The sequence below is a fragment of the Acidovorax sp. genome (assembly GCF_034519795.1).
GTDB lineage: Bacteria > Pseudomonadota > Gammaproteobacteria > Burkholderiales > Burkholderiaceae_C > Acidovorax.
Map to the genome: position 1 here is coordinate 158,340 of NZ_JAXHOB010000008.1, position 23,622 is coordinate 181,961.

28 protein-coding genes, 2 tRNA genes and 1 pseudogene are annotated in these 23,622 nt (G+C 66.6%); 17 read left to right on the forward strand and 14 right to left on the reverse strand.

Features of this window, described 5'->3' with window-relative positions:
• The first annotated feature begins 458 nt into the window (after window positions 1-458).
• Window positions 459-863 carry a VOC family protein gene (locus U5N23_RS09010; protein ID WP_322592473.1) on the forward strand — a complete coding sequence of 135 codons (405 nt, stop codon included), beginning with the start codon at window positions 459-461 and terminating at the stop codon, window positions 861-863.
• A gap of 55 nt (window positions 864-918) precedes the next feature.
• On the opposite strand, the gene U5N23_RS09015 is transcribed toward U5N23_RS09010, so the two are convergent.
• The 4 genes from U5N23_RS09015 to U5N23_RS09030 all read right to left on the reverse strand — a co-directional run bounded on the left by U5N23_RS09015 (window position 919) and on the right by U5N23_RS09030 (window position 4,193).
• A complete protein-coding gene (locus tag U5N23_RS09015) occupies window positions 919-1,518 on the reverse strand; it encodes a dihydrofolate reductase family protein (RefSeq protein ID WP_322592474.1) in 600 nt (199 codons plus the stop codon).
• Window positions 1,519-1,623: 105 nt separating this feature from the next.
• Window positions 1,624-2,661 (reverse strand): RNA polymerase subunit sigma-70, encoded by a 1,038-nt coding sequence (locus U5N23_RS09020; RefSeq protein ID WP_322592475.1) that lies wholly within the window; start codon window positions 2,659-2,661, stop codon window positions 1,624-1,626.
• 76 nt (window positions 2,662-2,737) lie between these two features.
• Entirely contained in the window at window positions 2,738-3,373 is a 636-nt protein-coding gene (locus U5N23_RS09025) for a hypothetical protein (protein ID WP_322592476.1), read from the reverse strand.
• A gap of 214 nt (window positions 3,374-3,587) precedes the next feature.
• A complete protein-coding gene (locus U5N23_RS09030; protein ID WP_322592477.1) occupies window positions 3,588-4,193 on the reverse strand; it encodes an ATP-dependent Clp protease proteolytic subunit in 606 nt (201 codons plus the stop codon).
• 63 nt (window positions 4,194-4,256) lie between these two features.
• Between U5N23_RS09030 and U5N23_RS09035 the strand changes: the two genes are divergently transcribed.
• Window positions 4,257-5,180: a sigma-70 family RNA polymerase sigma factor gene (locus U5N23_RS09035; protein ID WP_322592478.1), complete on the forward strand. Its 924-nt coding sequence runs from the start codon at window positions 4,257-4,259 to the stop codon at window positions 5,178-5,180.
• A 69-nt stretch (window positions 5,181-5,249) separates the two neighbouring features.
• Here U5N23_RS09035 and U5N23_RS09040 read toward each other — a convergent pair whose 3' ends face one another.
• Both U5N23_RS09040 and U5N23_RS09045 read right to left on the reverse strand, forming a co-directional pair.
• On the reverse strand, window positions 5,250-5,768 hold the full coding sequence (locus tag U5N23_RS09040; protein WP_322592479.1) for a tetratricopeptide repeat protein: 519 nt from the start codon (window positions 5,766-5,768) through the stop codon (window positions 5,250-5,252).
• Between the two features lie 82 nt (window positions 5,769-5,850).
• A complete protein-coding gene (locus U5N23_RS09045; protein WP_322592480.1) occupies window positions 5,851-6,036 on the reverse strand; it encodes a hypothetical protein in 186 nt (61 codons plus the stop codon).
• A 122-nt stretch (window positions 6,037-6,158) separates the two neighbouring features.
• On the opposite strand from U5N23_RS09045, the gene U5N23_RS09050 reads away from it, so the two are divergent.
• A complete protein-coding gene (locus tag U5N23_RS09050) occupies window positions 6,159-6,467 on the forward strand; it encodes a hypothetical protein (protein ID WP_322592481.1) in 309 nt (102 codons plus the stop codon).
• A 151-nt stretch (window positions 6,468-6,618) separates the two neighbouring features.
• Here U5N23_RS09050 and U5N23_RS09055 read toward each other — a convergent pair whose 3' ends face one another.
• Entirely contained in the window at window positions 6,619-7,065 is a 447-nt protein-coding gene (locus U5N23_RS09055; protein WP_322592482.1) for a GNAT family N-acetyltransferase, read from the reverse strand.
• A gap of 89 nt (window positions 7,066-7,154) precedes the next feature.
• Between U5N23_RS09055 and U5N23_RS09060 the strand changes: the two genes are divergently transcribed.
• Complete coding sequence (locus U5N23_RS09060) at window positions 7,155-7,865, forward strand: alpha/beta hydrolase (RefSeq protein WP_322592483.1); 711 nt, start codon at window positions 7,155-7,157, stop codon at window positions 7,863-7,865.
• Window positions 7,866-7,898: 33 nt separating this feature from the next.
• Here the strand turns inward: U5N23_RS09060 and U5N23_RS09065 are convergent, their stop codons facing one another.
• From U5N23_RS09065 to wrbA, 3 genes are read right to left on the reverse strand one after another with little or no spacing between them, the layout of a single operon-like run.
• Entirely contained in the window at window positions 7,899-8,354 is a 456-nt protein-coding gene (locus U5N23_RS09065; RefSeq protein ID WP_322592484.1) for a DUF4279 domain-containing protein, read from the reverse strand.
• Between the two features lie 46 nt (window positions 8,355-8,400).
• Window positions 8,401-9,603 (reverse strand): CynX/NimT family MFS transporter, encoded by a 1,203-nt coding sequence (locus U5N23_RS09070; protein ID WP_322592485.1) that lies wholly within the window; start codon window positions 9,601-9,603, stop codon window positions 8,401-8,403.
• Complete coding sequence (wrbA, locus tag U5N23_RS09075; RefSeq protein ID WP_322592486.1) at window positions 9,603-10,229, reverse strand: NAD(P)H:quinone oxidoreductase; 627 nt, start codon at window positions 10,227-10,229, stop codon at window positions 9,603-9,605. The genes U5N23_RS09070 and wrbA overlap by 1 nt, the downstream gene beginning before the upstream one ends.
• 125 nt (window positions 10,230-10,354) lie before the next feature.
• Here wrbA and U5N23_RS09080 point away from each other — a divergent pair, with 125 nt between their 5' ends.
• From U5N23_RS09080 to U5N23_RS09120, 9 genes are all read left to right on the forward strand, one after another.
• Window positions 10,355-11,314 (forward strand): LysR family transcriptional regulator, encoded by a 960-nt coding sequence (locus U5N23_RS09080; protein ID WP_322592487.1) that lies wholly within the window; start codon window positions 10,355-10,357, stop codon window positions 11,312-11,314.
• A gap of 46 nt (window positions 11,315-11,360) precedes the next feature.
• Window positions 11,361-13,433: an excinuclease ABC subunit UvrC gene (gene uvrC / locus U5N23_RS09085; RefSeq protein ID WP_322592488.1), complete on the forward strand. Its 2,073-nt coding sequence runs from the start codon at window positions 11,361-11,363 to the stop codon at window positions 13,431-13,433.
• A gap of 81 nt (window positions 13,434-13,514) precedes the next feature.
• Complete coding sequence (gene pgsA, locus U5N23_RS09090) at window positions 13,515-14,081, forward strand: CDP-diacylglycerol--glycerol-3-phosphate 3-phosphatidyltransferase (protein ID WP_322592489.1); 567 nt, start codon at window positions 13,515-13,517, stop codon at window positions 14,079-14,081.
• 391 nt (window positions 14,082-14,472) lie between these two features.
• Window positions 14,473-14,745 carry an HU family DNA-binding protein gene (locus tag U5N23_RS09095; RefSeq protein ID WP_007858657.1) on the forward strand — a complete coding sequence of 91 codons (273 nt, stop codon included), beginning with the start codon at window positions 14,473-14,475 and terminating at the stop codon, window positions 14,743-14,745.
• A 22-nt stretch (window positions 14,746-14,767) separates the two neighbouring features.
• Window positions 14,768-14,843, forward strand: a tRNA-Val gene (locus U5N23_RS09100).
• A gap of 62 nt (window positions 14,844-14,905) precedes the next feature.
• A complete protein-coding gene (locus U5N23_RS09105; RefSeq protein ID WP_322592490.1) occupies window positions 14,906-16,834 on the forward strand; it encodes a SurA N-terminal domain-containing protein in 1,929 nt (642 codons plus the stop codon).
• Window positions 16,835-16,885: 51 nt separating this feature from the next.
• Window positions 16,886-16,961 (forward strand) — tRNA-His (locus U5N23_RS09110).
• 406 nt (window positions 16,962-17,367) lie between these two features.
• Window positions 17,368-17,712, forward strand: coding sequence for a type II toxin-antitoxin system RelE/ParE family toxin (locus U5N23_RS09115; RefSeq protein ID WP_416208593.1), 345 nt, complete (start codon window positions 17,368-17,370; stop codon window positions 17,710-17,712).
• The gene (locus U5N23_RS09120) at window positions 17,709-18,137 is read left to right on the forward strand and encodes a helix-turn-helix domain-containing protein (RefSeq protein ID WP_322592492.1); all 429 of its coding nucleotides are present in this window, start codon (window positions 17,709-17,711) and stop codon (window positions 18,135-18,137) included. Before U5N23_RS09115 ends, U5N23_RS09120 begins: the two co-directional genes overlap by 4 nt.
• A 200-nt stretch (window positions 18,138-18,337) precedes the next feature.
• Here the strand turns inward: U5N23_RS09120 and U5N23_RS09125 are convergent, their stop codons facing one another.
• Window positions 18,338-19,150 carry a PilZ domain-containing protein gene (locus tag U5N23_RS09125; protein WP_322592493.1) on the reverse strand — a complete coding sequence of 271 codons (813 nt, stop codon included), beginning with the start codon at window positions 19,148-19,150 and terminating at the stop codon, window positions 18,338-18,340.
• 286 nt (window positions 19,151-19,436) lie between these two features.
• On the opposite strand from U5N23_RS09125, the gene U5N23_RS09130 reads away from it, so the two are divergent.
• Together U5N23_RS09130 and U5N23_RS33095 are read left to right on the forward strand one after the other, a co-directional pair.
• Complete coding sequence (locus U5N23_RS09130) at window positions 19,437-19,793, forward strand: hypothetical protein (protein ID WP_322592494.1); 357 nt, start codon at window positions 19,437-19,439, stop codon at window positions 19,791-19,793.
• Between the two features lie 300 nt (window positions 19,794-20,093).
• A pseudogene (locus tag U5N23_RS33095) lies at window positions 20,094-20,573 on the forward strand (alpha/beta hydrolase); the annotation flags it as partial.
• A gap of 87 nt (window positions 20,574-20,660) precedes the next feature.
• On the opposite strand, the gene U5N23_RS09135 reads toward U5N23_RS33095, so the two are convergent.
• A complete protein-coding gene (locus U5N23_RS09135; RefSeq protein ID WP_322592495.1) occupies window positions 20,661-20,918 on the reverse strand; it encodes a hypothetical protein in 258 nt (85 codons plus the stop codon).
• A 91-nt stretch (window positions 20,919-21,009) separates the two neighbouring features.
• Here U5N23_RS09135 and U5N23_RS09140 point away from each other — a divergent pair, with 91 nt between their 5' ends.
• On the forward strand, window positions 21,010-21,918 hold the full coding sequence (locus U5N23_RS09140; protein ID WP_322592496.1) for a DUF3800 domain-containing protein: 909 nt from the start codon (window positions 21,010-21,012) through the stop codon (window positions 21,916-21,918).
• Between the two features lie 87 nt (window positions 21,919-22,005).
• Here the strand turns inward: U5N23_RS09140 and U5N23_RS09145 are convergent, their stop codons facing one another.
• Window positions 22,006-22,320: a hypothetical protein gene (locus tag U5N23_RS09145; RefSeq protein WP_322592497.1), complete on the reverse strand. Its 315-nt coding sequence runs from the start codon at window positions 22,318-22,320 to the stop codon at window positions 22,006-22,008.
• Window positions 22,321-22,394: 74 nt separating this feature from the next.
• Entirely contained in the window at window positions 22,395-22,712 is a 318-nt protein-coding gene (locus U5N23_RS09150) for a hypothetical protein (protein WP_322592498.1), read from the reverse strand.
• Between the two features lie 281 nt (window positions 22,713-22,993).
• On the opposite strand from U5N23_RS09150, the gene U5N23_RS09155 reads away from it, so the two are divergent.
• A complete protein-coding gene (locus U5N23_RS09155; RefSeq protein ID WP_322592499.1) occupies window positions 22,994-23,602 on the forward strand; it encodes an NAD(P)H-dependent oxidoreductase in 609 nt (202 codons plus the stop codon).
• Window positions 23,603-23,622 lie beyond the last annotated feature (20 nt).

Here is a 23,622-nt window from a genome sequence, read left to right on the forward strand (position 1 = left end):
GGGACGAGGAGGCTGGTGGCCGCATCCCCAACAAAAAATCCACCGGCATTGCTGCCGGTGGATTGGATGTGCTTTTTTGTAGCTGCGCCCGGTGCCGTGCCATTGCTGTCACGTTACTGCGGCCAACGGGCCGGCAGTTGCCTGCCAGCACGTGGTCGCCTGCGCTTCTTCTCCCAGGTTTCCCGCTCTTTCTTTTGCTTGCGATTCTAGGAGTGCCGGGCGCTGCTGAAGAGCCCCCAAATGGGTGATGTGCGGGGTGATGTGCGCCTGCGCCCTGAATGCGCCATGGCATCCACTGCCCGCGCATGGCGACCGTGGTGTGCAGGGTGGACAATGCAATGCGCCAAGGCTCAGGCGTTCTGGCGCGAGCGGTTTCTGCTGAACTGAAAATGCGCGCGTCTGCAGGCGTGTGCGCCAGGCCGATCTCCCTTGTTGACACACTTTGGATTCCTACCGCCATGCTGAGCTACATCACCCTGGGCGCCAACGACCTGCACGCGTCCGAGCGCTTTTACGCCGCCCTGCTGGAGCCGCTGGGCTACCGCAAGCAGGTCGACAGCGAGGGCCTGGCGTTCACGCTGCCCGACCATGCCACCCATGCCGGCGGCCCCTGCGTAGTCTACGTCAAGCCGCCGTTCGATGGCAGGCCCGCGACGGTGGGCAACGGGTCGATGGCGGCGTTTCGCACCGGCTCGCACGACAGCGTGCGGCGGGTGCACGCGGCTGCTATTGCCGCGGGTGGCACCGATGAAGGCGCACCCGGCTTTCGCGCCGCGTACAGCAAGAACTTCTTTGTCGCGTATCTCCGGGACCCGGTGGGCAACAAGATTGCGCTTTTTTGCAATGAAGATTCCGCTGCATAGGTAGGTGCCGAAATGTCCTGCGCCCTGTGTGCGATGGGGCATGGCGGCGCGGAATTCAGCCGCCGGGCCTGCAGTCGTAGTGCAGCGCCACGATGTCCGACCCTGGCAGCCGGCGCTGGCCCCTCAGCGCCCACTGATGCGCCAACCCCGGCTCAAAGGTGGGCACGCACCCATCCAGCCCGCCCAGCAGCACGGGGGCCAGCAGCAGGTGCAAATCATCGACCAGGCCGTGCGCCAGCAGGTCGCAGTAGAGCAGGTGGCTGCCGAAGACCAGCAGGTCGGAGCCGGGCACGGCCTTGAGCTGGCGGATGTGCGCATGGGCCTGGGCGCGGGGGACCACCGTGGTGCTGTCGGCCCAGGGCGCGCCGGGGCGCAGGGCCAGGTGGTCGCTGACGAGCAGCTTGCGGGCGGCCGCCACGCGCTCGGCGATCTCGCGCTGCACCGGGTCGCTGCCGGGGCTGCGGTCCACGTGGGGCCAGTAGCCCTCGAACATGGGGTAGGTGGTGGCGCCGAAGAGCAGGGTGCCGGCGCGGCGCATGCAGTCGAGGTTGTGGACGTCGAAGGCGCCCGCCATGGGCAGGCCGGCGAGTGTGCCGCCGGGGCCGGCGCAGTAGCCGTCCAGTGAGCTGAGGATGCTGACGATGAGTTGGGCCATGCAAGGTATCTCCAGTGGGCTGAGCCACGCCGCCGGCACATCCGGGGCGTGTCATCTCTTTGGAGACGGTCCGAGTGGCCAACTCATCGGTCCGGCTGCGCTTTTTTACAAAAGCACATCCGGCATGCCGAAGCGGCGGCAGACCGCCGGGTCGATGAAGCTGTCGATGGACCCGATCAGGCCACTGCGCAGGCGCAGCAGCACCACCCCACCGGGGCGAAAATGCTCGTCGCCGGCCTGCTGCAGGTAGCAGGCAAAGCCGGCCTGGCCGTTGCCGTGCAGGGGCTGCAGGCGCCAGGGCGTCTGGAACACGCGCTCGGCAAAGAACATCAGCGCGAAGCGGCGGCCGTCGAACCAGGCCGGCAGCGGCGGCATGGTGAAGCGCGCGTCTTCGGCCAGCAGGCTTGCCATGGCGGCGATGTCGCGCTGCTCCCAGGCGCGCACGAAGCGCGCGAGCAACTCGTCGCGCGCCTGCTGCCCACCGAGCGGCGGGTGCTGTTGCGCGTGCGCCGCGGGCATGCGCTCCTTCACCGTTTTCTGTGCGCGCTGCAGCGCGCTGTTGACCGATGCGACCGAGGTGCCGAGCATCGCTGCCGTTTCGGCCGCCGAGTACTCCAGCACCTCGCGCAGCAGCAGCACGGCGCGCTGGGTGCCGGGCAGGTGCTGCAGCGCGGCGACAAAGGCCAGCGCCACGTGCTCGCGGCGTTGCAGCGTGCTGGCCGGGTCTTCGGGGCTGGTTGCACTGGCCCATTCCTCGTCGGGCAAGGGTTCGAGCCACACCGGGCCCGCCACCGGCTCGCCCAGCTCGGCCGTGGCCTGCAGCGGCGCGCCATGCTCGGGCGAGGTGATGCGCCGCGGGCGCTGCGAAACCATGCGCAGGCACACATGCGTGGCGATGCGGTAGAGCCAGGTGCCCAGGGCGCTGCGCGCCTCAAAGCCGGCCAGGCCACGCCAGGCGGCAAGCAGCGTCTCCTGCAGCGCGTCGTCGGCATCGAAGGGAGAGCCCAGCATGCGGTAGCAATGGGCGTGCAACTGGCGGCGGTGCGGGGCCATCAGGCGGTCGAAGGCGGCAGTGTCTCCGGCCTGCGCGCGCGACAGGCACTCGACTTCGGCGTTAGGGTCTGGCGGCGTGGGCTGCGGCATGGCGCATTCTGGCGCACGGACGGCGCACGGATGGCGCCTTGTAGCGCGGTTCTCAGCCTCTCAGCCTCTCAGCCTCTCAGGCCGCGTCGGCTTCCAGCGATACGCTCCAGGCGTCCACGATTTCTGCCAGCTTGGGGCTGCGCTTGGCGCCGATCTGGATGCCTTGCGTGATCGCTGCCACGATGTGCTTGGCGCCCAGGTCCAGGCTGGGGGGCGCGTCCGTGGAGCTGAGCACATCCTTGGCGCGCAGCAGCAGCACACCGGCCTCGGCAATCAGATCACTTTTGTCCACTGCGAAGAAGGTGTCGCTGATGGGCTTGTGCTTGGACAGGCGCGTCTTGACCGCGTCAGAAAAGAAATCGGGCAGTGCCTTGTGGATGCTGAGAAAGAACTTCTCGTTCGCCTGCAGGGTGCTCAGGGTGTGCCGGTACCTGCTGGGCAGGTGCGGCGCGTAGGTCTGGATGGCCGTCGCCAGCTCGCGCTGTGCGCCCACCCGGGCGGCGACCCCCGTCGGTGCTTCGAAAACCTCCCGCAGCTGGGCCAGCTTGGCCTCGGAGGCCTGCAGCGCGGCGCTCAACTGCTTCACATGCTGCTCGTAGCGCTGCCGCGTGAAGGCCGACGCTTCGTTGAGCTCGTACAGCTTCCAGGCGAGCGCGCTGCAGGCCGCGATGGTCGCGAAGATCAAGAGAACCACGATGAGGGCTGTTGACATGCGGGCCTGGATGGAAGAGGGGAGGGGGATGAACCCGCAGAGCATACAGCTTGTGCCGGTTCGGTGGGGTGCAGCGCTGCGGTGCCCGGCTGGCGGCACCGCGCGGCGGTTGCCAGCGGCGAAGCCACCGGCCCCGCCGGGGGCCAGGCGGGCAGGCAAGGAAGGGTGGACGCCCCTTCATCCAGATTTGCCTTCCACCTTGCGCCTTGGCCTCTCACACTCCCCGCAGCTCGGTCTTGCGCTCGATGATCCGCGACACCAGGCCGTATTCCACGGCCTCCTGGGCCGACAGCCAGCGGTCGCGCTCGATGTCGGTCAGCACCAGCTCCAGCGGCTTGCCGGTTTCGCGCGCAATGGTACGGGCGATGCGCTCGCGCGCCTTGACGATCTCGATGGCCTGGATGGCGATGTCGCTCGCCGGGCCCCCGGCGCCGCCGCTCGGCTGGTGGATCAGAAAGCGCGTATTGGGCAGGCAGAAGCGCCGCTCGCGCGGGGCCGCCAGGTACAGGTGGGTGGCGGCGCTGCCGACCCAGCCGGTGCCGATCATGTTCACCGGCGCGGCGATGAAGCGCACCACGTCGTGGATGGCGTCGCCCGATTCGAGGTGGCCGCCGGGCGAGCTGACGAGGATGTCGATGGGCTCGGGCCCTTCAGCGTCGAGCGCGATGAGGCGGCGCGTGACGTCAGCCGCGGTCACGTCGGTCACGGTGCCGAAGATCAGCAGGGTGCGCGCCTTGAAGGCCTTTTCCTCCAGGTAGGAGGTGCGCGGCTCGGTGGCGCTGGAGGGTGGGGGCGGGGTGTCGTCTGCGGCGTGGTGCATGAAATGGGTCCTTCGGTGGAGATGGGTGAACTGAACTGCCTTGACGAACGAGGCCCGGGTTTCGTGACGCGGGTCCTGCAGGATCTACCCCACCATGGCAAGATGGCCGGCATGCACGATGACCGCCTCTCATCCTCCCTGCTTCCGCCCCTGACCGACCATGCCGCCCGCCGCAGCCTGGTGCGCGCCGCAGCGCGCCTGCTGGGCGCGGCCGAGGCCGAGGACGCGGTGCAGGACGCTCTGGTGCGCGCGCTGGAGTCCGGTGCCGATACGTCCGAACTGAACGCGGCGCAGGCCTGGCTGCACACGGTGGTGCGCAACCTGGCCATCGACCGGCTGCGGCGGCGCCAGTGGATGCAGCAGTGGCTGGCCGAAGTGGCCAACCGCGATGATGGCGGCATGCAGCGGGTGTCTTCGCCCTCTGCCGAGTCCGAGGTGGCGCTGGCGCAGCAGGCCAGGCACGCCCTGCGCGTGCTGGCGGCACGGCTGGCGCCTGCCGACGGCGCTGCGGTGCTGCTGTACGAGGTGTTCGAGGCCAGCCACGCCGAACTGGCCCAGGCCGGCGGCAAGACCGAGGCCGGCAGCCGCCAGCAACTGCGGCGCGCGCTGCTGCGGCTGCGGCTGCGGGAGGCGCAAGCCGATGGCGATGTCACTGCAGAGCCCCTGGTGCATCCCGACCTGCGCGAGAACGAAGAAGCCACGTTTCGCGTGTACCTGCAGTCGCTGCAGCTGCGCGACCCGCAGGCGCTGTGGGCCATGCTGGGGCAGCCGCCGGTGCGTGCGGTGGTGCGGACCCTGTCGGCATCGGGCGTGGCCGTCCTGGCTGGGGCGCATCCGGCCACCGCAGCTGCCACCACCACCTGCGGCGTCGTGCAGGTGGGCGGGCAGCTCGGCCTGGTGCTCACGCTCGATGGCGTCAGGCTGTGCGTGTTGCCGCTGGGGGTGCGCTCGGTGGGCGAGCGGGATCTGGAATCCGTGGCGGTGTAGCCGCCCCGGCAGAGACGTCGATCACCTGTCCTCTCGAGGACGTTGGGCAGGCGGCCGCCGTTGCCGCAACTACGGCAACTGGAGAGTGGCCAGCAACTTGGCGAGTTCTTCCCGTTTCTGGCTGGACGGCGCGGTCTCCAGTGCGGTAGCCGCTTCCTGGCGGGCTTCATCGATGCGACCCAGTGCATGCAGCGCTGTCGCCTTGGCAAGGCGCAGCAGCCATTCGGACTTCATCCCCTCGACCAGGGAGGGTTCGATCACTTGCAGCGCCTCTTGCGGCTGCTGCTGGCCCAGCAGGTGATCGGCCAGGAAATACCGCGCGATGACCACACCGATGCTGCCCTCTGCAGCACCCTGGTCCTGCGTAACCCGCAAAGACTGCTCCAGCTGGCTGCGGGCTTGCGGGAAGCGGCCCAGTTCCGACAGCACGGACGCAAGCTCACCGTGGTAGTCCGGCAAACGGTAGTGGCTGGGGTCTGCCAGGGCGAGGCTCAGCTCGTAGAGTGGGACGGCCTCTGCTCCCTTGCCGGACTGCCATAGATCGAAAGCCTCGCTTGCGAGACATGATGCACGGGCTTGATCGATCATCGCGGCGCTCCAGGGTCTGCACGGGGGAAGGTGCCGCCATGCTACCAGTGCGCGCCTGTAAGGCGGGTCTTGCCCGCCCCGGTCAGGCTGGATGTGCCTGCGCTGGCTGCGGGGGGGCCGCGCCGGCGTGTTCGCCCCGCTCCACCAGCACCGCCCATTCGTCCACCGCGCCCACCAGCACGGGGTTGAGGTCCATCGAGGCGATGGCCCCGTTAGCACATACCATCACTGTGCCTACGGTCACCGCCACTTCTGCCAGTGCGGCCATGTCCAGTCCAGTGGCGGGTCGCTGCGCACATCCTGTGCTGAACGGGGTCAACTTGTGTCGATGTTTGGTCGGTAAAACACTAAAGCGCTTCGCTGGGTGCCGCTTTCTGTAAGCTGCGCGCCATGACGAACTCTTCATCAGGCCTGCGCGCGGTCGATCTGCATCCCATTGCCGTGCCCTTCAATGACGACGCGATGAGGGTGGTGGGCCTGCGCTGGGGCGTTACAGGCGCTACGGTGATCGATGTGGTTTCCGAGATGTCGGGTCGTCGGGCGTGCTTGGAGTTCACAGACGATGCCGGGCACAGGGTTCTGGATGAGCTGAATCTGGCTGGCATGTGGCTCGGCGCTGACCCCTCGGTGCTGCAGACAACATGGCTATTCGAGGTGCGGGCCGGGGGGGGGGCTGGACCTGGAAGCCACGCGCGCTGATTTCTATAACCAGCCCGAACTCGCTTTGCGCGAGTTTCTGATTGCGGGCTACCAGGAGTGTGTTTCGGTCTTGGCGAGCAGTGGGCCTGTGGTGCGGGAGATGCTCGAAGAGGGCACGTGATGGAGCGACCACGTCCTCGGATGTCTCCCATCACGGCTGCGGCCGCTTGATCACAAAGCCTCGCTCCGTATCCCCGTCGAACCCCAGCTTTTCGTAGAGGCGGTGCGCCTGCGGGCGCTGTGCGCCCGACAGCAGCACGACCTTGCAGCACCCAAGGCTCCAGGCCTCGCCCACGGCAAACGCCAGACATGCCTCGGCCAGCCCCAGGCGCCGCGCGGCCGATGCGGTGACCACGTGCTCGATGAAGCCGATGGGTCGGCCTGCGCTGGCGAGGTTGGCCACGAGGGCCAGCATGCACATCGCGCCTACCTGGCCTTCGTGCTCGCACACCACAATGAAGGAATGGGGGCTGTCGTGGACGTTGTTCCACAGCTCCAGGGCCCGGCCGGGGGGCAGTGGCGGGTCGTGCGGCCGCAGCTCGCGGTACAGGGCGAGCACGGCGTCCATGTCGGATGCGATAGCGCGGCGGGCGATCATCGTGTGGGCTCCAGGCAGGCCGGGGTCGGTCGGCTGGTCCACTGTAGCGGCTGGGGCGTGCCATCATCCGGCCCTACCTGAAAGCAGCCATGGTGCGTTCTCATTTCCAGCTTCCCTTTCGCGGCGTGCAACTGCACGGAACCACCACCCAGAGCCCATCCCACAGCGCGCCACGCACCCTGGCCCTGCATGGCGGTGGCGCCTCGTCGCGCCTGGGGTACCAGCCCTTGCTGGACTTTCTGGCTGCGCGCGGCCACGCCAGCGTTGCGTTCGACTTTGCGGGACAGGGCGAGAGCACGGGCAGCATGGCTCATTCGGGCCTGCGCGACCGGGCGCAGCAGGCCCTGGCGGTGGTGGACTTCCTCCAGATGCCCCGGCCCGTGTCGCTGATTGCTTCGAGCATGGGCGGGCATATCGCATGCTCCTTGATCGAGGCCCTGGCCCCGCCCGCACTGGTGCTGTACTGCCCGGCCGCCTACGAAGCTGCGGCATTGGAGGTGCCCTTCGGGCCCGCTTTCCAGCAGGTGATCCGCGCGACGAGCGACTTTGCGGCCTCGCCCGCATTCGATGCGCTCGAACGCTTCGAGGGGCGCTTGCTGCTGGTGTTGGGCGCCGAGGATGCAGTGATCCCTCGGCAGGTGGAGGACCAGTACACCCGGCGCGCCCGCAAGGCCCGGAGCGTGGAGGTGCTGCGGCTCGATGGCGCGGGCCACCATCTGCATGCCTGGCTCAAGGACCGGCCGGTGGAGTTTGCCCGCGTGGCGCAGCGGGTGCTGGCCACCCTGATCGGGCGTGGCTGAGGGGACTGTCGCGCGCGAACGTCGGGGGCGGACTCAGTCGTCTGCGCTGTAAATGTCCAGGTCGAGTTCTATGCCCCGCTCCCCCAACGCACGCAGCGATTGAGGAGACAGGCACAGCCCTTCGTTTGAACTGTTCAAGAAAATTCCGCAGAACAGATCGAGTTGGTATCTGCTTTTGAGATGGGCCCAGATATGCAGGTCCGAGGTAAGCGGATCAAGGAGTTCAGCGATTTGGGCATTCAAGTCTTGCGGCTTGCTCTCGGTGGCATGCAGCCGCCAGCTACCGGTTCTGGCAATGCGAATCCTACCGTTGCTACCCATGATTTGCTCGCCCATGCGGTAGGCCTGTGTCGGTAGGGAACGCAGTAACGCTGTTATCTCATCAGGATCAAGGTCGTCCCCGATGAATCGGAGCGTGGCAACAGAGCGATGAACGGGACCCATGTTGAGTGTGTAGACCGGAATGATTTGAAGGTGCCTGCCGTTCATGGCAGGTTTGGGTGGGGCTGTGGGCGCTATGGTACGGGCTGGCTGTTCAAGAGCCCTCAACACCCACCCGCCAGCGCACCGCGCCCGCCATCGCCAGCGCCGCCACCACCACGCACACCGCCGCCGCCGGCCAGCCATGGCGGTCCACCGCATTGCCCACCAGCAGTGGCCCCAGCGCCTGGCCCAGGTTGCTGCCCTGCATGAGCAGGCCCACGGCCAGCGCGGCGTGGGCGGGCGTCGCGCTGACCTGGGGTACCGACGACAGCAGGCTGGCCGGCACCAGCCCGCCCATGGCCGAGAACACCAGGCACAGCGCAAAGGCGGCCCACGGGGGAAGCACCGGCACAAAGATGCCCAGGGCGCACAGCCCCATCGCGGCCGCGGCGGCCGTGCCCAGCACCGTGCGGCCCAGCCGGGGCAGCAGCGCGCCGGCGGCCAGGTTGCCCGCGATGTTGGCCGCGCTGGCCAGTGCGGCGAGCAGGCCCACCGTGCTGGCGTCCACCTGCATGCGCTGCTGCAGCAGCACGGGCAGAAAGCTGAACAGGGCAAAGAACATGAGGCTGTAGAGCAGGAAGCTGGTGGCCAGCGCCAGTGCGGGGCCGCGCCACACCTGGGCCAGGCGTGCGGATGGCGCGGTGCCGTGGGCCTCGTGGTGGGCGGGTGTATCGCGCGGCACGGCCCACAGCACCAGCGCCGCGATGAGGCCCGAGGCCAGCGCCGCCGCCATCCATAGGCTGCGCCAGCCGCCGAACCACGGCCCGGTGAGCATGGCCAGTGCGATGCCGGTGGGCATGAAGCAGCTCCACAGCGCCATGGCGCGGCTGCGGTCGGCGGCCTGCACCTGGCGCGCGAGCACGGTGGGCCCGGCCACGGTGATGAGCACAAAGCCCAGCCCCTCCACCACGCGCGAGGCGAGCAGCACTGCATAGCTGGCGGACGGCACGGCGAGCAGCGTGCCCAGCCCCGTGGCCACCAGGCCCAGCACGAGCATGCGGCGTGCACCTGCACGCGCCACCACCGACCCCGCGAGCACGCCGCCGACGGCACCCAGCAGGGCAAAGGTGCCGCCCAGCGCGCCCAGCATGGCCAGGCTGAGCCCCAGGCCGGACTGCAGTTGCGGTGCCGCAATGGCCACCTTGCCCAGGTGGAAGGACGAGGCCACCCCGGCGGCCACCACCACCGCCACGGCGCGCCAGTCGGTGGGCGGTGGGGTGGATGCTGAGGGGGTTGGCGGTGCACTCCCGGGCATCACGCCACCCCCTGCGCAAACCCGAGCGCCCGGGCGATGCGCGCCACGTGCATGCCCTGGTAGCGGGCGGCGTCGAGCTCGTTGGCGCTGGGCTGGCGGTCGCCGCCGTGGCCATCGTCGGCCAGGGTGCTGGCGCCGTAGGGCGAGCCGCCGGTGATCTCGTCCATGCGCAACTGGCCCTTGAAGGTATAGGGCAGCCCCACGATCACCATGCCCAGGTGCAGCAGCACCGTGTGCGTGGAGAGGATGGTGGACTCCTGCCCGCCATGCTGGCTGCCGGTGGAGGTGAAGACACTGCCGACTTTTCCCACCAGCGCATCGCGCGCCCACAGGCCGCCCGCCTGGTCGAGGAAGTTCTTCATCTGCGCCGCCATGCTGCCAAAGCGCGTGGGGGTGCCGATGACGATGGCGTCGTAGCTGGCCAGCTCGGCCACGGTGGCCACGGGCACATCCGGCGCAGTCTGGTAGCCGGCCTTGGCCGCCACATGCTCGGGCACCAGTTCGGGCACGCGCTTGACCACGGCCTCGGTGCCGCTGCCCAGGCTGCGCACGCCCTCGGCCACGGCGGTGGCCATGGATGCGATGTGGCCGTAGGACGAATAGTAGAGAACGAGAACCTGGGTCATGGGGGTGCCAACGTCTTTCTTCTGGGGTCGGGATGGAGCCAAGTATCGGCACATGGGTTGATCTACGGAAGCCATAAAATTCAGGCCATCTTGATCGATGAAACAGATCAATAACAAGGCCCTCCATGCTCGACGCCCTCACCCTCGACCAGATCCGCATGTTCGTCACCGTGGCCGAGGCCGGCAGCTTTCGCGCCGGGGCTGCGCGGCTGCTGCGGGCGCAATCGGCCGTGAGCCACGCCATCGCCAACCTGGAGAGCCAGTTGGGCGTGGCCGTGTTCGACCGCAGTGGCCACCGCCCCACGCTCACGGCGGCGGGCGCCGCCCTGCTGGAGGACGCGCGCGCCGTGCTGCTCAAGGTGGACTTTCTGCGCGCGCGTGCCCGCGGCCTGGGGGAGGGGGTGGAGACCGAGCTGGCGCTGATGGTGGACACGCTCTACCCGCTGCCCCTGGCGGCTGCAGCGCTGGGCGAGCTGCGCGCGGCCTTGCCCTCGGTGCGGCTGCGCCTGGCCACCGCAGCGCTGGGCGGCACGCTGCAGGCGCTGCGCGACGGGCACTGCGACCTGGCCATCATGGCGGGCGAGGATTTTCGCGACCCGCGCATCGAGACCGAGGCCCTGCAGTCCGTGCCCATCGTGGCGGTGGCCGCTGCCAGCCATCCCCTGGCGCGGCTTCGTGGCAAGGCCCTCACGGGCGCGGACCTTGCCGACCACCTGCAGATCGTGCTGCAGGACCCGAGCGATCTGTCCCAGGGGCGCGACTTCGGCGTGCTCTCGCCCCAGACCCTGCGCGTGGGCACCCAGGACGCCAAGCGTGCCCTGATCCTCGCCGGCGTGGGCTGGGGCCGCCTGCCGCAATGGGCGGTGGAGCGCGAGCTGGCCGAAAGGCAGTTGCTGCCCCTGCCCGCCGCCGCCCTGGGCCCGCAGGGCGTGGCGCAGATGCCGACCTACCTGGCCTGGCGCACGGACCAGGCTTTGGGTGTGGCGGCGATGGCGTTGCGGGAGGTGCTGCACCGGCTGGCGGGGGCTGCCGCACGGGGGCCCGGCACGGGCCCGGCTGCCAAGGCCCGGCCCAGGCCCCGATGAGTGCACACCGCGCAAGGCGCTTTGCATTGCCATGACAATAGCCCCCATGTCCGAAGACGAAGAAGCACTGCGAGTCCATTCCGAAGAACTGCTGGCCCAGGTGGCCGCGCTGCCGCCGCTGCCGGGCGTGTACCGCTATTTCGACGCCCAGGGCGCGCTGCTCTACGTGGGCAAGGCGCGGCACTTGAAGCGCCGGGTGTCGAGTTATTTCACCAAGAACCATGGCGGCACGCGCATCGGCCACATGGTGGGCAAGATCGCGCGCATGGAGACCACGGTGGTGCGCTCCGAGGCCGAGGCGCTGCTGCTTGAAAACAACCTGATCAAGACGCAGAACCCGAAGTTCAACATCCTGTTCCGCGACGACAAGAGCTACCCTTACCTCAAGATCACCGGCGCACCAGTGGGGCAGGGTTCGCCCTCGCAGGTGTTTCCGCGCATGGCGTACTACCGGGGCTCGGTGGACAAGAAGCACAGCTACTTCGGGCCGTACCCGAGCGCCTGGGCGGTGAAGGAGTCGATCCAACTGCTGCAAAAAGTGTTTCGCCTGCGCACCTGTGAGGACACGGTGTTCGCCAACCGCACGCGCCCCTGCCTGTTGTTCCAGATCAAGCGCTGCTCGGGCCCGTGCGTGGACCTGGTCTCGCCCGAGGCGTACGCCGCCGACGTGCAGCACGCCGAGGCGCTGCTGCGCGGCGAGACGCAGGAGGTGCTCAAGGCCATGGAGGTGCGCATGATGGCGCACTCGGACAAGCTGGAATTCGAGCAGGCGGCCGACGTGCGCAACCAGATGCAGGCGCTGTCGCGCGTGCTGCACCAGCAGTCCATCGAGACCACGGACGACAAGGACGTGGACATTCTGGCCGTGCGCGTGCAGGGCGGCCGCGCCTGCGTGAACCTCGCCATGGTGCGCGGCGGGCGGCACCTGGGCGACCGGCCGTACTTTCCGGTGCATGTGGAGGACGCCGCGGCCATCCATGAAGAGGAAGAAGACGCCGTGGTGCCCACTATGCCAGCGGCAGCCGCAGCCGCAGCCGCAGGCGAGGGCGCCCCGGCCACGCCCACCGCGTCGGCGCGCAAGCGCCGCGTCGAGGCGCTGGTGCTCGAAGCCTTCATCGCCCAGCACTACATCGGCGTGCCCGTGCCGCCGGTGCTGGTGTGCAGCGAGCCGGTGGACAAGGCGCTGATGGAGGCCCTGTCGGAGCAGACCGGTGTGCGCGTGAATGCCATCCACCAGCCGCGCGAGCAGCGCCGCGCCTGGCTGGACATGGCGCAGAAGAACGCCGACCTGCAACTGGCCCGCCTGCTGGCCGAAGAGGGCTCGCAGCAGGCGCGCACCCGGGCCCTGGCCGAGGCGCTGGACCTGCCGCCCGAGGACCTGGACCAGCTGACCATCGAGTGCTTCGACATCTCGCACACGGCGGGTGAATCGACCCAGGCCTCGTGCGTGGTGTTCCACCACCACAAGATGCAGAGCAGCGAGTACCGCCGCTACAAGATCGAGGGCATCACCGGCGGCGACGACTATGCCGCCATGCGCCAGGTGCTCACGCGCCGCTACAGCAAGGTGGTGGAGGCCGCGCGCGAGGCCGGCGGCATCGACTTTGCCGCCGCGCCGCCGCCGGATACCGGCAACGCCGAGGGGGCGGTCAAGCCCAAGGGCGTGGCGCGCTTGCCCGACCTGGTGCTGATCGACGGCGGCAAGGGCCAGGTGGGCGTGGCGCGCGAGGTCTTCACCGCCCTGGGGCTGGACCTGACGCGCATCGTCGGCGTGGAAAAGGGCGAGGGCCGCAAGGTGGGCCTCGAAGAACTGGTGTTTGCCGATGGCCGCGAGAAGGTCTACCTGGGCAAGGACTCGGCCGCGCTGATGCTGGTGGCGCAGATCCGCGACGAGGCGCACCGCTTCGCCATCACCGGCATGCGCGCCGCGCGCGCCAAGGTGCGCGTGGGCGGCGGCCAGCTCGAAGAGATCCCCGGCGTGGGCCCCAAGAAGCGCGCGCGCCTGCTGCAGCGCTTTGGCGGCGTGCGCGGCGTGGCCAGCGCGAGCGTGGAAGACCTGGCGACGGTGGACGGCATCTCGCACGACCTGGCGGAAGAGATATACCGCGCGCTGCGCTGAGTTGGACGGAGTTGTCGGCAGCTTCGGCGCGGGGCACCATTCCGGGGCCGGGGGGTATCACCAGTGATGCACAATCGGCGCATGTTCTGGACCATCCCCACCTTGATGACGTGGACGCGCATCGTCGCGATACCTTTGATCGTGGGGGTGTTCTATGCGCCGCTCGACCCGGGCATGCGCAACCTCATCGCCACCGTGATGTTCGTGGTGTTCGCTGCCACCGACTGGCTCGACGGCTACCTGGCGCGCAAGCTCAACCAGACCTCGTCCTTCGGCGCCTTCCTCGACCCGGTGGCCGACAAGTTCCTGGTGTGCGCGTCGCTGCTGGTGCTGGTGCATCTGCAGCGCGCCGACGTGTTCGTGGCGCTGATCATCATCGGGCGCGAGATCGCCATCTCGGCCCTGCGCGAGTGGATGGCCCAGATCGGGGCCAGCAAGAGCGTGGCCGTGCACATGATCGGCAAGGTCAAGACGACGGTGCAGATGGTGGCCATCCCCTTCCTGCTGTACGACGGGCGCCTCCTGGGCGTCATCGATACGGGCGTGTGGGGCACCTGGCTGATCTGGGCTTCGGCGGTGCTCACCGTGTGGTCCATGGTGTACTACCTGCAGAAAGCATTGCCCGAAATCCGCGCCCGTGTGAAGTGAGTTTTTCGTCTATCCGAAATCGCAAATCGGCATGGCTGCGCGTGTGGTGCATGCCCCTTTTCGGGGCACGCATCGGGCCCTGTTCACAGGGGCTGCGGCTGTCAATCGGGAATCGCGCGCATACGGCGCGTTTGAGACAAAAGCGCGCCGCAAGCCCGGCCAGGGCGTGAAATACGACTAGAATTCAACCCAACGCTGTTGCAATACGGCGTGTTGTATTGACACCTTGAAAGTCGATGGCTTTAATCTGATGCAGCAGCCCCTGCTGTGTACGCCAGTCATTCCCCCGTCTGCAGACATCCAGCCTCCCTCGGTTGAGCCTTCTGACGTGTGAAGACCAGATACCCCAAGACACACTTCATTCATCAACGCTTTTCCCGAGAGGCTTCTTGTGAACAAAACCGAACTGATCGAGCACATCGCTAACAACGCCGACATCTCCAAGGCCGCTGCAGCGCGTGCCCTGGAATCCACGATCGAGGCCGTCAAGAAGACCCTGAAAAAGGGCGGCACCGTTTCGCTCGTCGGTTTTGGCACCTTTGCCGTGGGCAAGCGCGCTGCGCGCACGGGCCGTAATCCCCGTACGGGCGATACGATCAAGATCAAAGCTGCTAAAGTGCCGAAGTTTCGTCCAGGCAAGGCTCTGAAAGACGCCTTGAACTGAAGACACGTTTGTTGTTGAGGCGGGGTCCTTAGCTCAGTTGGTAGAGCGGCTCCTTTACACGGAGTAGGTCGGCGGTTCGAGACCGTCAGGACCCACCACCACCGAACACGAAGGCGAACGCAAGTTCGCCTTTTTGTTTTTTGTCACTGAAAGTTCGATCATGTTTGAATCCATCCGCAAGCACTCCAAGATCATGATGCTCTTGTTGTTCTTGCTGGTCATTCCCTCGTTTGTGCTGGTAGGCATCGACAGCAACTACTTCTCTGAAAAGAGCACCGTGGTTGCCCGTGTGGATGGCAACAAGATCACGCAAACCGAATGGGACAACGCGCACCGCGCCGAGAGCGACCGCATCCGCGCGCAGCAGCCCACCATGGACCCGAAGATGCTCGATTCGGCGGGCGCCCGCTATGCCACGCTCGAGCGCATGGTGCGCGAGCGCGTGCTGGCCGCTGCCGCGCAGAAGATGCACATGATCACCAGCGATGCCCGCCTGGCACGCAGCCTGGCCGAGATCCCGCAGATCGCCGCGCTCAAGCGCCCCGACGGCACCATGGACACCGAAGGCTACCGTGCCCTGGTCGCCAGCCAGGGCCTCACGCCCGCAGGCTTCGAGGCACGCGTGCGCAACGACCTGTCGGTCAACCAGATCCTGGGTGGCGTGGTCGGCTCGGCCTTCGTGACCGATGCACAGGTCGGCCAGTCGCTCGACGCGCTCTACCAGCGCCGCGAGATCCAGGTCGCGCGCTTCAACGCCGCCGACTTCGCCGCCAAGGTCACACCCACCGATGCGGATCTGGAGGCCTATTACAAGGCCCACCCCAACCAGTTCAAGCAGCTCGAATCGGCCAACGTCGAGTACCTGGTGCTGAGCCTGGACACCGTGCGCGACAGCATCACGTTGAACGAAGACGACCTGCGCACCTACTACAAGGAAAACGCAGCGACCCTGGGTTCCAAGGAAGAGCGCCGTGCCAGCCACATCCTGATCAAGGCCGGCAAGGACACGCCCGCTGCCGAGCGCGAAAAGGCCAAGGCACGCGCCACCGAATTGCTGGAGCAGGTGCGCAAGGCGCCGGCCACCTTTGCCGATGTGGCCAAGAAGAATTCGCAGGACGGTTCGGCCGCGCAAGGCGGTGACCTGAACTTCTTCGGCCGCAACGACATGGTCAAGCCTTTCGAAGATGCGGCTTTCGGCCTCAAGAAGGGCGATATCAGCGATGTGGTGGAAACCGATTTCGGCTACCACATCATCCAGGTCACCGACATCAAGCCCTCGCGCGTGCCGCCGTTCGAAGAAATGCGCCCCGGCATCGAAAAAGACCTCAAGGCCCAGCAGGCCCAGCGCAAGTACGCCGAAGTGGCCGAGGCGTTCGCCAACGGCGTGTACGAGCAGGCCGACAGCCTGGCCCCCGTGGCCGAGAAGCTCAAGCTCAAGGTGCAGACCGCCAATGGCGTGACCCGCACCCCCGTGCCCGGCGCCACCGGCCCGTTCGCCAACGCCAAGTTCCTCGAAGCCCTGTTCTCCTCCGATTCGGTGCAGAACAAGCGCAACACCGAAGCCGTGGAAGTAGGCCCCAGCCAGATGGCATCGGGCCGCATCACCTCGTACACCCCGGCCGAGACCCTGCCGCTGGACAAGGTGCGCGACAAGGTGCGCACGCTGTACGTGGCCGAGAAGGCGGCCGAGCTGGCGCGCAAGGAAGGCGAGGCCAAGCTGGCCGAGTACACCGCCAAGCCCGACACCGCCAGCGGCCTCACGGCCCCCGCCGTGATCGCCCGCGACACGCCCATGAACTTCTCGCGCCCGCTGATCGACGCCGCCCTGCGCGCCAACGCCGACAAGCTGCCCGCCTGGACCAGCGTGGACCTGGGCGCCGGCCAGGGCTTTGCCGTGGTCAAGGTCAACCGCATCGTGCCGCGCGACAAGCCCGAGGCGCAGCGCGCCCAGCAAGAGCGCCTGCAGCTCATGCAGTGGTGGAGCACGGCCGAGGGCGTGGCGTATTACGAAATGCTCAAGGAGCGCTTCAATGTCGAGATGAAGGTGCCCCGTCCCTCGGAGTTCACCATCACCCAGACGGAAAATTGAAGAATTTGGCGCCGGGGGTGAAAACCCAGGTTATAATTTGATTCTCAAACGGTGGCTGTAGCTCAGTTGGTAGAGTCCAGGATTGTGATTCCTGTTGTCGTGGGTTCGAGCCCCATCAGCCACCCCAGAATGCATAGCGCCAGACTTCGGTCTGGCGCTATTTTTTTTGTAGCGCACTGGATGCGCATATAGCCCGAATTTCCCACCGTGGGAAATCAAAGCGATTTTCGGCGCGTCACCCGACTGCGTGCGGTCGTCGGCCTTGGCGGCCCTGCCAGGCCCTCACCCTGCCACCCCGGAGCACAGCCGATTTCTCGGCTTCAGTGGACCAGGCTTGAGCCTCGCAGGTTCGTGGGCAAGGCATGCCTGGACCACACGATTTCTGACAGCCATGCTCTGCTTGTGGGATAATTTTAAAGTGATATCACGTTAAAGTTATTGTGGCGAGAGTATCCAGAAAATCGTCGCCGGCATCCGCGACTGTTGCACAGGCTGCCCCCACAAAGTGGGAGGTCGTCTTCCATGATGAGTTCCTGCCGGAATTCCGTGCGTTCGACCCGGAAGTGCGTCTCGAACTGGCTGCGGCTGCCAGGGCCATCGAGCTGGCAGGGCCGAAGACGGGACGGCCTCATGTCGACACGCTCAACGGATCGAAGCACGACAACATGAAGGAGCTGCGGTTCAAGGCCCACCATGGCGCTGAGATCTGGCGGGCGGCCTTCGCATTCGACCCCCAGCGAAGGGCCTATGTACTGGTGGCCGGCGACAAGCAGGGGCAGGACGAGGCCGCGTTCTACAGGGCGCTGATCAAGGTGGCGGACAAGCGGTTCGACGCGCACCTGAAGAAGCTCGCCAAGGCCAAGAAGGGATCACCATGAGCACCACACTGCAAAGCATCATCGAAGAGTTTTCCCCCGAGGATCAAAAGCGCATTCAAAGCAAGGCGAGCCTCCTGGCCGAGGAAATGATTTGCCATGCGGACTCCCTGGCGGAGGTCCGCACTGCACTGACCAAGACACAGGACGAAGTGGCGCGTGTGCTCAACGTCAAGCAGAACGCCGTGGCTCAGCTGGAAAAACGGTCGGACCTGCTGCTCTCGACGCTGCGCAAGTATGTGGAAGCCATGGGCGGAGAACTGGCCGTGACCGTCAGAACGGGCGCGGGCACCGTGATCATGCTCGACAGCCTGAGCTCCCTCGCCAAGCCATCGGCGCCGCAGCGTGCGCGCGCGTCCGGTGGAGCGCGCAAGCCGGTAGCCGGTTCTGCCAGCAAGGCCAAGCACGAAGGAACTTCAATCACCTGACGAGCGGGGACTTGTGTGGCGAAGGGGGTCATCCGCTTCAACGCCCGATAAGCCAGTCGCGCCGGGTATCACCCCCTTGGCCCCGCTTTGGCTTGAGGTTGCGGGTGGCCAGCCATCCGCCCGTCTTGCCATGGCGCTTCTGGCGGTGCGATTGCAGGGCGGGCAGCAGGAGGGGGCCCCGCAGGCGCCAGCCGCTGCCGTCAGCCCAGCCTGGGCGGCGCCGCCCGCGTTCTTTCTGCATCGAGCCGGTCCAGGCGCAGTTGCAGCTCCCCATGGTCTGCGGGTGTGAGGTCCAGGAAGCGGCAGCCGAAATGCAGCTGCTCGCCCGCCAGGAAGGAGCGGAAGGCACGGCGCGAGCGCACTTCGAGGTCGACCACCAGGGGGGTGGCGCCGTGGCCCAGCTCCACGCGCACGCGCCGCAGTTGCTGGCTGGGCATGAGCAGGCGGCCTTCGTGCGCCGAGGCGCGCAGGCCGAGGCCGCCGATGGACACGTCGTCCACACCCATGGAGAAAGTCTCGCCGTACAGCATGAACTCGGCGCGAAACGGCTGCCCGAGCGGTGTCTCCAGGCGCGGAAAGCGGCGCCGCTGCAGGTGGATGATGTGGTCCGGCAGCGCGGCCACCAGCTGCAGCGGGGCGCCGGGCAGGGTGTCTGCCCAGTGGCCGCTGGTCCGGAGCTGCAGCGCGATGCCCAGGGGCATGGCAACCAGCAGCACGGAGCCCGGCTGCGGCTGCGGCGCCCGCGCGCCCTTGACCTCGATCTCGACCACGAACTGGCCGGCCTGTGGCCGCACCTCGGTGATGCGGCCCGGCAGGCTGGGCTCCCCGGCACTGGGGTGGAGGCACACCAGGTCGCCGTCATCGGCCAGCGCCTGCAGCGCCATGGCGATGTAGTGCGGGTCGGTGACGCGAAAGGGCCGGGTGTCCACATCGGCGCCGATCGGCTCGATCACCGGCAGGGCCGATGCGGCGGATGGCTGGGCGGGCGGATTTTTCTTGAGGAATGGGAGCATGTTTGCCATGTGCATTCACGTGGGGCCATGAAGCGGGCCAGCCTGTCGCAGGCGGGCCGCAGCCGGGCGCGTTGACCTGCGCGGCGGCACAAGCCGGCATCCGGGCGATGATAGCCGCATCCACCGTCGCCCCTGGCCGCCCGAGCCGTGGCCCCCCTGTGGCGAGCGGGGTTCTTGTGCCCCTGAAATCCCCGGCATTCCACCTTTTCGGGTCATGGCGGCGCTGCGGGCCGGGTGCTAGAGTGTTTCTGCATCAGGGGGGAGCCCCTCATGGGGAGTGATGGGCGTGAACGCAAGGACGATGATCGTCTGCACGGTGGTGGCGCTGGGCCTGGTTGCGGTGGCCGGGGGCAGTGCGCTCTACCACCACGCCGTGGTCCTGCCCGGCGAGCAGGCGCAGCAGAACGCGCTGCAGGCCCAGCAGCGCGCCGAGGCCCACGCCCGGGAGGTGCAGCGCACCGCCACCTACGCGCGCTGCCTCGACGCCGTGGGCGCGGGCGCCCGGGCCCGCAAGGCGGACCACTGCCACCAGCTCGGGCAGGGCACGCGCTGCGAGCTGACCCAGGACGCAGAGACTGCCCTGGGCCGCCAGCGCGAGCGCGGCGAGGTGCAGTGCTTCAACGAGGCGAAGATTGGGTTGTAGGGCGGCTGCCCGCACCGGGCCCTGCGTATTTCGGTCACTGCGGGACAGTCGTGGCGAATGGAGCTGGACGGCGGGAACGGAGGGAACCGGGCGCAGAGATCGGCTCTTGTGGGCATTCCCAGGTCGCTGACGATGGGTATCTGTTCAGCGTCGCTGAGTCGCCTTCTTGGGTGATACAGGGGACGGGCGCGAGCAGCTAGAGTTGCGGCCAGGAGGAGACATTCGATGAGCGACACATGCCGTGGGATATCGCGCCTTTTTCATGCGCTGTGCACTGTGTCGCTTGCGTCTTTTGCTGCAATGACTTTCGCAGAGACTGCAGAAGGAGCTGTTGATCGCGCCGCGGCTCCCAATTCCTTGGTGTACCGGAACGTTGCGGGCAGCGATCTCCGAATATTCGAGTTTTCTCCTTCAGGCGCCCCGGGTAACGCACGACCCGCCATCCTCTTTGTGCAAGGGGGTGCGTGGTCGCGCGGCAGACCGGAACAGCTCTTCAGATCTGCGCGACACTTCGCTGCCGAAGGGTTTGTGTCCGTGGTTCTTGAGTACAGGCTTGTGGACAAAACAAGCTCGCCAGTCGAATCGTTCTCCGACCTTTGCCATGCAATAGCGTTCCTGAGAAAGAATTCCAAAAAGCTCGGTCTCGCGCCATCCCGGATTGCGCTCTGGGGAATTTCCTCAAGTGGGCAGCTCGTGGCGTCTGCGGCGACGGTTGGCTGCGGTACTGCAGAGGGTAGTTTCGGCAATGGCGGTCCTGATGCATTGCTGCTTGTCTCACCCGTGGTTGACGCCGCCGCGGACGGACTCTTTCGTGATCTGATGAAAGGGCATGGAGCACCTGCGTCTCTGTCACCCACTCACACTTTGTCAAGAAGCATTGCTCCCACGCTCATCACGCAGGGCGACGCAGACAAGACCACCCCGATTGAGCGGAGTAGATTGTTCTGCGAGCGAGCGCGAGGTTTTGCAAGCCGGTGCGACCTTGTGGCTTTGGAAGGGCAGGGTCACGTGCTTGACAGGCCAACTCGCGATGGCGTGCTCGGTCGCCAAGCCAGCTTTCTTCGAGAGATATGGCAATGACATGGCGTCGGCAGCGCCGCTGCCCTCGAAACGGTTCAATTGCATGGGGCCCGTGGCTGCTGCTGATGCGCTGTCTGCCATCGGCGCGAAGCGGAGATAGATTCGACGCGGCCTTCCTGGTTAGAGGATGAGGCGAATGATCACACCAGGTACCCAATACGCGCTGTTTGAATCCGTTGAAGCCATTCCGGTGGAGCCGAGCCCCCGTGATCCGATGGCAGCGCGTCGCTTCAGCGATTTTGTGGTTTATGTGGATGAAAGTGGTGACCATTCTCTTGCAAGCATCGACAAAGAATACCCCGTATTTGTTTTGGCACTGTGCATTTTTTACAAACGCCACTACGCAGAGAAAATAATTCCAGCAGTCGAAAAATTCAAGTTCAATTACTTTGGACATGACAGCGTGGTGCTCCACGAGAACGAGATTCGCAAGCAGAAAGGCGACTTTGCGTTTCTGAGTCACCGCCCGACACGGGATCAGTTCATGGCGGGACTGTCCTCGATCATGGATGCCAGCAACTTTGTTCTCATCACTTGCGTGGTGGACAAGGCCCGTTTGAACCGGAGTACGGGCTCTGCTTCCAACCCGTACCACATTGCACTTGGCATCTGTCTGGAGGCGCTACGTGGGTTCCTGGCCGAAAAATGCCAGGATCAACTCAAGACCCATGTTGTAGTGGAGTGCCGGGGAAAGAAAGAGGACGCTGAATTGGAGCTTGAATTTCGTCGCATCTGCGATGGCGACAACCCCGGTAACCGCGTACTGCCATTTGACGTCGTGTTCGCGGACAAGAAAACCAACCTGGCAGGGCTGCAGTTGGCTGATTTGGTGGCACGGCCAGTGGGGTTGAACTACATCCGGCCAGATCAGCCCAACAAGGCGTTTGATATGTTGAGGAACAAATTCTTTTGCGTTGGGGGGCGTTCGCAGGTAGGAGCAGGCTATGAGAACGTCGGTCTCATGGTCTATCCACCCCAGAAAGCGAAAAGCCCCGATGAACCCACCGAGGCTGTAGCGCCGACCGGGAACCCCCAATCCACTTAGTTTGCGAGTTTAGCCAAACTGTGCAGAAATGCAATCACGACCGGCAGCGCCCACGCCCGCACATCCACCACCGCGATACCAGGAACCTCACCCCGCACCCACCTTGCGCAGCAAGCCCGGCGAGACCTTCCAGCCCTGGCCTTCGTCGGTGCGCACGCTGGCGGTCTTCTTGTTCAGGCGCAGCACGATGCCCTGTTTGACGCTGCCATCGGTGGCGGTGAACTGCACCCGGTCGCCTTCGGCGAACTGGGCCAGCGCCACGGTGCTCTTGGCCTGGGCCAGCAGGTTCAGGCGTTCGATCACCATGCGGTTGAGGTAGAGCAGGTCTTCTTCGCCCATGTGGCGCAGGGCTTGGGTGAACAGTTCGCGGTCCACAATGGTGTGCTGGGGGCTCGTCGTCATCGGTGCATGTCTGTGCCGCCCGACGGGGCGGTTCGGGCCGATTTTAGGGCAGCGGGGCGGCCATCCATGGATGGCTACGCACCCTGCAGGCGCTGGCTCCACTGCTCCGTCCACGGCCACACCATCGACAGCACCATCGACAGCACCATCATCACCCAGGCCACCGCCGCAAAGCGCCCGGGCCAGGCGGCCGGCGAGCGCCCTTGCCGCAGGGCCGCGTGCAGCGCGCAGGCGGACAGCGCGAACGCCATGGGAATGGCCCAGGCCGACACCCAGGCCAGCACGGGCTGGCGGTCGTCGAAAAGGATGGCCGGGTGCGCCAGGGCAAACAGCATGAGGCAGGCGATCTGCACGGCGGGCTGGCGCAGGTAGGCGGCGGTTTTGCGGCTCATCGGTGGGGCATCTCCTCGCCCCAATGTAGCAGCGGCGAAGGCACCCATGCCCGTTGCGGCGGCGTTTGTCGCGGACGGACACGCCGCTTACATCTGGCCCGGAATCTGGCCCGGAAGCTGGAGCACTGCGGCTGATGGTGCGGCTTTGCCTTCCCTTTGCCTCCTGCACCAGCCGCTGACTGCGATACCCGCAGCGGCGCTGGGGGTGAAGTTCCATGGGATCCTTTATATACCAATGGTAAGTTACCATGGGTATATAGCAATCCAATGGAGTTCTTCCCATGCACGCACTCATCGTCGTTGCGCACCCTGACCGCAATTCCCTGACCCATGCCGTGGCCGCCCAGGTGGCGCAGGGCGCAGCCCAGGCCGGCCAGCCGGGCCCGCAGCACACCACGGAGATCGCCGACCTGGCGGCCGAGGGGTTCGATCCGCGCTTCACCGCGGCCGACCTGGCGCTGCACCTCCAGCAGGCCCCGGCGCCTGCCGACGTGGCGGCCGAGCATGCGCGACTGGACCGGGCCGATGCGCTGGTGCTGGTGTACCCCGTGTACTGGTGGTCTTTTCCGGCCCTGCTCAAGGGCTGGATCGACCGCGTCTTCACCCAGGGCTATGCCTACGAAGAAGGGGCGGGCGGCAAGCTGGCGAAGAAGCTCGGCCACCTGCAGGTGCACCTGCTGGGCATTGGCGGGGCCGATGCGGGCACCTATGGGCGGCGCGGCTATGCCGGCGCGATGAAGACGCAGATCGAGCATGGCATCTTCGACTACTGCGGCGCGCGCGTGGCCAGCTCCGGGCTGCTGCTACAGTCGTCCACGCAGGAGGCGGTGGCTTCTCACCTCAGGGCCGCGCAAGCGCTCGGCCGCAGCCTGTTTGTCCCGTCACCCTAAGAGCGGCTAACAAAACTCAG

Bases quoted from the DNA above. Each gene is read 5' to 3' on its own strand.
- U5N23_RS09105 (WP_322592490.1), top strand. From the start codon at position 14,906: ATGTTTGAATCCATCCGCAAGCACTCCAAGATCATGATGCTCTTGTTG.
- U5N23_RS09030 (WP_322592477.1), bottom strand. From the start codon at position 4,193: ATGCACCACGCCGCAGACGACACCCCGCCCCCACCCTCCAGCGCCACC.
- U5N23_RS09140 (WP_322592496.1), top strand. From the start codon at position 21,010: ATGATCACACCAGGTACCCAATACGCGCTGTTTGAATCCGTTGAAGCC.
- U5N23_RS09050 (WP_322592481.1), top strand. From the start codon at position 6,159: ATGACGAACTCTTCATCAGGCCTGCGCGCGGTCGATCTGCATCCCATT.
- U5N23_RS09150 (WP_322592498.1), bottom strand. From the start codon at position 22,712: ATGAGCCGCAAAACCGCCGCCTACCTGCGCCAGCCCGCCGTGCAGATC.
- pgsA (WP_322592489.1), top strand. From the start codon at position 13,515: ATGTTCTGGACCATCCCCACCTTGATGACGTGGACGCGCATCGTCGCG.
- U5N23_RS09025 (WP_322592476.1), bottom strand. From the start codon at position 3,373: ATGTCAACAGCCCTCATCGTGGTTCTCTTGATCTTCGCGACCATCGCG.
- U5N23_RS09120 (WP_322592492.1), top strand. From the start codon at position 17,709: ATGAGCACCACACTGCAAAGCATCATCGAAGAGTTTTCCCCCGAGGAT.
- U5N23_RS09010 (WP_322592473.1), top strand. From the start codon at position 459: ATGCTGAGCTACATCACCCTGGGCGCCAACGACCTGCACGCGTCCGAG.
- U5N23_RS09145 (WP_322592497.1), bottom strand. From the start codon at position 22,320: ATGACGACGAGCCCCCAGCACACCATTGTGGACCGCGAACTGTTCACC.
- U5N23_RS09020 (WP_322592475.1), bottom strand. From the start codon at position 2,661: ATGCCGCAGCCCACGCCGCCAGACCCTAACGCCGAAGTCGAGTGCCTG.
- U5N23_RS09070 (WP_322592485.1), bottom strand. From the start codon at position 9,603: ATGCCCGGGAGTGCACCGCCAACCCCCTCAGCATCCACCCCACCGCCC.
- uvrC (WP_322592488.1), top strand. From the start codon at position 11,361: ATGTCCGAAGACGAAGAAGCACTGCGAGTCCATTCCGAAGAACTGCTG.
- wrbA (WP_322592486.1), bottom strand. From the start codon at position 10,229: ATGACCCAGGTTCTCGTTCTCTACTATTCGTCCTACGGCCACATCGCA.
- U5N23_RS09015 (WP_322592474.1), bottom strand. From the start codon at position 1,518: ATGGCCCAACTCATCGTCAGCATCCTCAGCTCACTGGACGGCTACTGC.
- U5N23_RS09040 (WP_322592479.1), bottom strand. From the start codon at position 5,768: ATGATCGATCAAGCCCGTGCATCATGTCTCGCAAGCGAGGCTTTCGAT.
- U5N23_RS09135 (WP_322592495.1), bottom strand. From the start codon at position 20,918: ATGCAATTGAACCGTTTCGAGGGCAGCGGCGCTGCCGACGCCATGTCA.
- U5N23_RS09045 (WP_322592480.1), bottom strand. From the start codon at position 6,036: ATGGCCGCACTGGCAGAAGTGGCGGTGACCGTAGGCACAGTGATGGTA.
- U5N23_RS09155 (WP_322592499.1), top strand. From the start codon at position 22,994: ATGCACGCACTCATCGTCGTTGCGCACCCTGACCGCAATTCCCTGACC.
- U5N23_RS09060 (WP_322592483.1), top strand. From the start codon at position 7,155: ATGGTGCGTTCTCATTTCCAGCTTCCCTTTCGCGGCGTGCAACTGCAC.
- U5N23_RS09080 (WP_322592487.1), top strand. From the start codon at position 10,355: ATGCTCGACGCCCTCACCCTCGACCAGATCCGCATGTTCGTCACCGTG.
- U5N23_RS09125 (WP_322592493.1), bottom strand. From the start codon at position 19,150: ATGCTCCCATTCCTCAAGAAAAATCCGCCCGCCCAGCCATCCGCCGCA.
- U5N23_RS09055 (WP_322592482.1), bottom strand. From the start codon at position 7,065: ATGATCGCCCGCCGCGCTATCGCATCCGACATGGACGCCGTGCTCGCC.
- U5N23_RS09065 (WP_322592484.1), bottom strand. From the start codon at position 8,354: ATGAACGGCAGGCACCTTCAAATCATTCCGGTCTACACACTCAACATG.